This window comes from Pedobacter sp. (genome assembly GCF_035566355.1).
In the GTDB taxonomy this organism is placed as follows: domain Bacteria; phylum Bacteroidota; class Bacteroidia; order Sphingobacteriales; family Sphingobacteriaceae; genus Pedobacter.
Map to the genome: position 1 here is coordinate 1 of NZ_DATMRL010000378.1, position 6403 is coordinate 6403.

At 36.5% G+C, this 6403-nt stretch carries 7 protein-coding genes; 5 read left to right on the top strand and 2 right to left on the bottom strand.

All coding sequences use genetic code 11. The annotated features are described in order from the left end of the window. Window positions 1-441 precede the first annotated feature (441 nt). The gene (locus VNZ46_RS14485; protein ID WP_325560796.1) at window positions 442-1386 is read right to left on the bottom strand and encodes a hypothetical protein; all 945 of its coding nucleotides are present in this window, start codon (window positions 1384-1386) and stop codon (window positions 442-444) included. Between the two features lie 128 nt (window positions 1387-1514). Between VNZ46_RS14485 and VNZ46_RS14490 the strand changes: the two genes are divergently transcribed. After that, window positions 1515-2069, top strand: a complete 555-nt coding sequence (locus tag VNZ46_RS14490; protein WP_325560797.1) for a hypothetical protein — start codon at window positions 1515-1517, stop codon at window positions 2067-2069. Window positions 2070-2622: 553 nt separating this feature from the next. Next, on the top strand, window positions 2623-2937 hold the full coding sequence (locus tag VNZ46_RS14495) for a hypothetical protein (RefSeq protein WP_325560798.1): 315 nt from the start codon (window positions 2623-2625) through the stop codon (window positions 2935-2937). A 55-nt stretch (window positions 2938-2992) separates the two neighbouring features. Here VNZ46_RS14495 and VNZ46_RS29470 read toward each other — a convergent pair whose 3' ends face one another. Next, window positions 2993-3400 carry a hypothetical protein gene (locus VNZ46_RS29470; RefSeq protein ID WP_325560799.1) on the bottom strand — a complete coding sequence of 136 codons (408 nt, stop codon included), beginning with the start codon at window positions 3398-3400 and terminating at the stop codon, window positions 2993-2995. A gap of 237 nt (window positions 3401-3637) precedes the next feature. On the opposite strand from VNZ46_RS29470, the gene VNZ46_RS14505 reads away from it, so the two are divergent. The 3 genes from VNZ46_RS14505 (at window position 3638) to VNZ46_RS14515 (ending at window position 6113) form a co-directional block, all read left to right on the top strand. Then, complete coding sequence (locus VNZ46_RS14505) at window positions 3638-4210, top strand: RNA polymerase sigma-70 factor (protein ID WP_325560800.1); 573 nt, start codon at window positions 3638-3640, stop codon at window positions 4208-4210. A gap of 98 nt (window positions 4211-4308) precedes the next feature. Then, a complete protein-coding gene (locus VNZ46_RS14510) occupies window positions 4309-5790 on the top strand; it encodes a PAS domain-containing protein (protein ID WP_108553279.1) in 1482 nt (493 codons plus the stop codon). A 50-nt stretch (window positions 5791-5840) separates the two neighbouring features. Then, window positions 5841-6113, top strand: a complete 273-nt coding sequence (locus tag VNZ46_RS14515; protein ID WP_146186532.1) for a hypothetical protein — start codon at window positions 5841-5843, stop codon at window positions 6111-6113. The last annotated feature ends 290 nt before the right edge of the window (window positions 6114-6403 follow it).

Consider the following 6403-nt stretch of genomic DNA (forward strand, 5'->3'; position numbering starts at 1 on the left):
GAGTGGATATTCCGTTGCGTAGTATCCCCATAATCACCGAATATGATGAATAATCAAGATTGAATTATCTAGTCAGCAGAACGGTTCAAAAATCCGAAAGACAGACGATCTAAGACATTGATCTTAAACAAATAAATTTCAATTTCCCATTAAAAACTATAGATCAGATTAATTGTTGTTCGCATGTAATCTTACGATCTATTATTAAAATCACTTATTATTATGAAGTTATGTTAATAAATTTGACGCGTCAATACCCAAAGGGTAAAGGACATGGCAGGTGACAAGTTCACTACGATCGCATTGCCTTAAGGTGCGTGCCTCACTTACGAAGTGAGGTTTTTTTTGCTTTTCATATTAACTTAGCTAATCAATACGAAAAGCTCACCCCAAATACTTTTTCATCAGGTCCTTCAACTCCGCTGCTTCTCTAATTAATGATCACCTATTTACCGGTACAACTCTGAGAATTTTATTTTGACGATCAAACATGACCTCAATCAATTCCGAGGGCTGATCTGCCGCCAAATTTGTACCCTTATATTGTAGTTTTAGATACCTTTTTTCGTCGATAAACGTTCCGAAACCTTTAAATAAGATAGTCAGATTTCCTTTGTCCTTAACATGATTTCTTGTCCCGGTTAACTGAAGATCAGTAATCTCTTTGACAGGATCGGATAAATACTGTCTACTGCCTATGAGATCATTGGAAACCAGCTTTGAGACAAAACTCTGGAAGTTCAGGTCTGCCGATTTAACATCTTGCTCATTAAGGACTTTTTTAACGATGTTTCTAATGAATATCCTGATTTTATGGTCCGGAGTCGTGACTATCGTGTTACCCTCTTTCTCGTAATAATTAGTGATCACTGTATACATCTCCACTTGTGTACTATCATTAAGATTCCAAATGTCTTGTCTCTGCAATCCATGAAGTTTATCTATCTTTGATAAATCAGTTAATTCACCCGTTGAAATACTTTTCCCATATTTAGCTGTTAATCGTTTTAAAAGCTCGTTGTACTTTTGAATCAACAACTTTTGAAAACCAAGTGATTTGACATTATTATCGCCTTTTTCAAAGTTGCTGATATCCCATTCATAAAAGATATTGTCCATCAGCGAATCTGTTTTATTGAAAGTATAGTAAACCAGCAAATCTGGTAGCCCATTTTTTTCAGGTCTTCTGAAAACTATGGGATCTGCGGTACCATCAAGAGAGATGAAATTCCTATCAGAATGATATAGTTTACCTCCTAACCTGTTTTCATTTTTGGTAAGCTCAGCTACTTTCTTCCCATGGATATCTGCATAGATATTTTGGGCAAAGCAGAGCATACAATTCAGGCAAAGAACAGAAAGAATTGTTAGAATTAATTTTTTCATTGAGCGAAGTTTAGAGCGTTAATACAGTTAATACAATTGCAAGGATATTACAGAATTCTCTCCAGAACAAAAGTGTAGAATATATTTTACGTATTGTGTAAAAATGAAGTAGATTTAAGAATGTTGATATGGTAATGATTAGAATTTTATTTTTTTCAATTCTGTTTATAGTTTGCTCAAACTGTGACGCACAGAAAATTATCGTCAAATTTGAGCGGCCATCTTTTGCGCAGGTAGATTCAATAATTACTGCACAAAAATGTGAAGTGCGGCAATTCGATTACCAAATAACAGTTTCAAAAGATTATTTTCCTGGTGCCGATACTTTGAAATTAGGGAAACCTATTGTTTTCTCCAAGAATCTCGATAGCCTTAGTTTCGAACAAAGCATATTTTTTTCACTACCTGATAGTCTCATCCGCTTATCTGATTATACATGGAATGCCAATCAAAGAACACTGAAACAATTAAAACAGCAATTCGAAATAAACAAAAAATTTGTATCGGAATATTTTGGAAAAGCGGGTATCTCCGTTGTTAAACAGCCTGGTCCTGGTGATGAAAACTATTTTTCAGAATCGGTTACCTGGCAAGACGAATATGCTTATGTAAATGTCTATTTCATCGCTGGAATGGATACCTATCGAACACGAGTAATCGTTAGTTGGAGAAAGAGAATCTAAAGTCAAATGCCATGAGTATTAAATTTAGCAGAAACAATCTTTAACCGGATCAATATTCAGAGCTATTTTTATTTCAATCAAAATTATCTATCTGATTATCAGCAATCAATAGCTACAAATAGCTATTGATGTTGATCATTACCTCTAATACATAGCTACGTTCTTTATTCTGAAGCCTTTTATTTCTTACTCTTTACGTTGATTATAATCGCTCACCTTATTTAAAAAAGCTTCTCCCTTGCTCCTCAGTTCATTGATTTCCTTATGCAATTGCTCAATTTTGCTTCATGCTTTATGGGAACGAAGATAAATTAGCCACAGGGCAGAGAGAAAATTTCCGATAACAATATTATCTTTTTTGTATGTTTAGAATATGAAATCAAGCGCTCTAAAAAGTTCACTCCTTATCAAACTGGCATTACTTATAATGTTGTTCGCAATTTCAAGTTGTAAATCAACACAAAAGTCAATACAAATACTTTTTCCTCCCCCAATAATCGCATTTACTGATCTGATCAACTTTTGCGACCTGCCCAACCACAATAATGAGAGTGTGTATGTAAGATCCATCTATAGCAAAATTGATGGCCATTGGGCACTAAGAGCCGACAATAAAAATTGCAAAGATTTGAAAGTAGAATTTAAAATTGCAGACAGTGCTTACGTAAATCCAAACGATGAACACCTACTAAAAGAAATCGATCAAAAACCATCAAACTTCTACTTCATCATTGACGCTATTGGAACTTTTAAATTATACGACACAAAAGGTGACACCACTATAGGATCAAATTCAGGAGAATTTGTAACAGAAAAGATCTTAGTGATTCAAAAAATTGCGAGTGAAAATGAAACTTTGGTCCACTAGCTTTATCAGGACAAACAAGTAAACCATACTCTTTAAATATTTCAAACGATAACTATTAGTCGAACAAATAATAAAATTCACCAAAATTTCTCCAGAACGAATTGAGATATCCATGATGCAAATTCAAATGCGATGTCTTCGTGTGCAAAAGTCCCCCATATCTTCCTGATTTTGAAATTATTCCAATAGCATTAGTTTTTTCAATCCATTTTTGAGGAGATAGGACAAAATAATTATTCCTAGCTTCATTTTTAAACCTCTCGAATTCGAGAGGTTTAAAACCTGAGTTATTTAACGTCTCCCAAAGCCCCAAAAAAGCTAAGGTTGCTCTACCTCTCATCCAGTTATTTATTATTTTATTGAAAGTAATAAGAAGATTTAACAAATAATTGGAATTCAATGCTAACAAAGAAATCCCCCTTCCCGGACATCCTCCCCCAAAAAACCCTGCACCTCTTTTCACACCTCAGGGCCTGAAGCTCTTCGCGGAAGGTCCAGTGAGAAAAGAAGTGCAGGGTTTCTCACATATTTTCAACAACCCATAACTTAACTACCCAATACAAATAAATTCGAAAAAAAAATTCCTGCCAGAAAAACATATTTTAAATAAATACAAAAATTATTCAATAAATTTCATTTCGTATAAAAAAAGTACAATCATATTAATAACACATTTATTACATTTGCCCAGACCCCGGATATGAAAAGTAGTACAGAACATAGCTATCTGCCACTTTTAGTGTTAATTTCTAAAGGCGACCAGAAAGCATTTTCTGCTCTCTACGATTTGCTTTCCCCGCCACTCATTCGCCATATACTTCAAAAGATTCCGGACGAAACAATTGCCGAAGATCTTATACATGACCTTTTTTTAAGCCTTTGGAAAAATAGAGAAAAAATCCACGAAATAGAATCCCTTCATGCCTATCTTTACTCGTCATGCAGGTATCTGATTATGTCACATATTCGAAAATCTACCCGTATTAAATACATAGATGACATTTCCGATTATGACCTCCAGTCCGACGACCAATCTTTGGAAGACCGCTTTTATTATCGCTATCTATTGGATATGGTTCACAAAGAAATAGAGAATCTTCCAGAAAAATGTAGAATCATTTTCAAACTCAGCCGCGAACAACAACTCACCAATAAAGAAATCAGCAAGCAACTTGGTATTTCCGAATCAACTGTAGAAAACCACATCAATAAAGCGATCAAAAAATTAAAGATGTCCGTTCGCCACTATTTACACTTTTTACTTTTCTTTTAAAAAAGACTAGGTGCTACACCTCTTCAGCCTCACATTATTAAATACCGACCTGTTTTATCACAGGCCAATGTATTGTTAACCTAAACAACCTGAAAGAATTGAAAAATAACCTGGAACAGCTAAATACCCTTTTACAATCTATTGAGGGAATTATTTGGGAGGCTGATATCACTATGGAACGATTTACATTTATCAGCGATCATGTACAACATATTACAGGTTTTTCAGCGACAGACTGGCTTACCTGGCCAGGTTTTTGGAAAACATGTATACATCCTGAAGACCAACAAGTCATAGAAAATTATTCTGCATTAAAAAACAGGAATGTCAAAAATTGCGTGTTCGAATACCGGATCATCAGATCCGACGGACAGATCACATGGATTAAGGATAATGTTTCAATCATCCGCCGTCCAGATGGAGAATATCTTTTAAGGGGGATCATGATAGACAACACTGTAGCCGAAACGTTAAGGGGCCTGCAGCAACTGGAACGCGATGTACTACGACTGAATTCAGATCTCATTGTACCTCTTCAGGATGTTTTGCTCAATTATTTGCGTGGATTAGAAACCCTGTTTCCTCAAATGCAATGTTCTATCCATCGCATCAAGAACAACCGACTAATGAGCGGCATATCCTCTTCTTTACCTGCTGAATATATAAATGCCCTTACAGACCTTCAAATAGGCAATAGTGAGGGCTCCTGTGGGGCTGCGGCAGCGACAGGGCAACGAGTCATTGTAAGTGATATCGCAACCGATTATCGATGGCTAAAATACCGCACCCTAGCCTTAGATTATCAACTGAGTGCCTGCTGGTCAAACCCAATCATCGGTTCTGAAGGGGAGGTGATCGCTACATTGGCTATGTACTACCAAAAAACCAGATCACCCTCTGAAGAAGAATTGCAAGTGATGGAAAGAGCTACCGCTCTGCTGCAGATCATCATAGAGAACCGACAAAAAACGGAAACCATCACCGAAGCCAATCTGCTTATGCTGCAAAGCCAGGAACTGGCTCACTTTGGGAACTGGCGCTGGGATTTGCAGCATGATATCATTAGTTGGTCGCCTGCGCTATATGAAATTTATGGCATCGACTCGAAGAACTTTAAGCTAACCTTTACCAGCTACCTTGAAAGACTACATCCTGAAGATCAGGATCGCGTGCGACAAATCATTGAAAACATTCTGCAAAGTAAGCAAGATATCGAATTCGAAGAAAGGATTATCCGTCCAAATGGAGAGCAACGTTACCTGCACTCCTGGGCTAAACTTAAATTGGACGCCCAAGAAATACCGATAGAAATGATTGGAGCCTGTCTTGATATTACCGAAAAAGTTGTTCAGATGCAGGCTATTAAACAACAAACCCAGCAACTTCTTGAGATCGCATGGATGCAGTCACATGTAGTTCGCTCTCCTCTAACCAAGATCATTTCCCTTGTAGAAATCATTAAAGATACACCCGACGGCGATCCCGAAAAAAGCAAGTTACTAGAATATTTATTAGCTGCCGCTTATGACATGGACGAACAAATCAAAAGTATCAACAAAAAAACAGAGCAGGCAAACTGAGGAATCATTTCCCTGACTGACTATTACCATCTTATAGTTTTATGAATATCATGTCATTTATCGAAGAGGAATCCTGTGATCCATTTTTGCAAGATCAGATACATTTATATCCAGATCAGCTAGTAGTTGATGCCATAGAAGTACTGTTAGAATACGATGGAGAATTCCTGCCAGTATACCAGCACAACAAATGCGTGGGCAGGGTTTATCTGTCAGAACTATTGTGGTTTGTAACCTGCCACGATCCAAAGTATAATCTACTTTTTCACAAGCTTAATTTTGACCTAGAAAGTGCAGTTAAAGTAATGAAAAAAAGCATTTAAAATCCCCATAAAGCACTTTTGACTTTTTTTTAAAAAAAGACTAGGTGCTAGCCTCCTTTCACCTCACTCTAGTAATAAACCCGACCTGTTTTATTACAGACCGCCCCATGATGAGCATAAATAAAAAGATAATAAACATACTGACCAAATACTTTCGTAGTGAAGAAACCGATGAGGAGAGAAAGGAATTATACACCTGGTATGATCAAATTGATCATTCCGAAGCCATTTCGCAAACAAAAATTAACGATATACAGCATAGAACCAAAGAGCGACTCTTACACTCTATC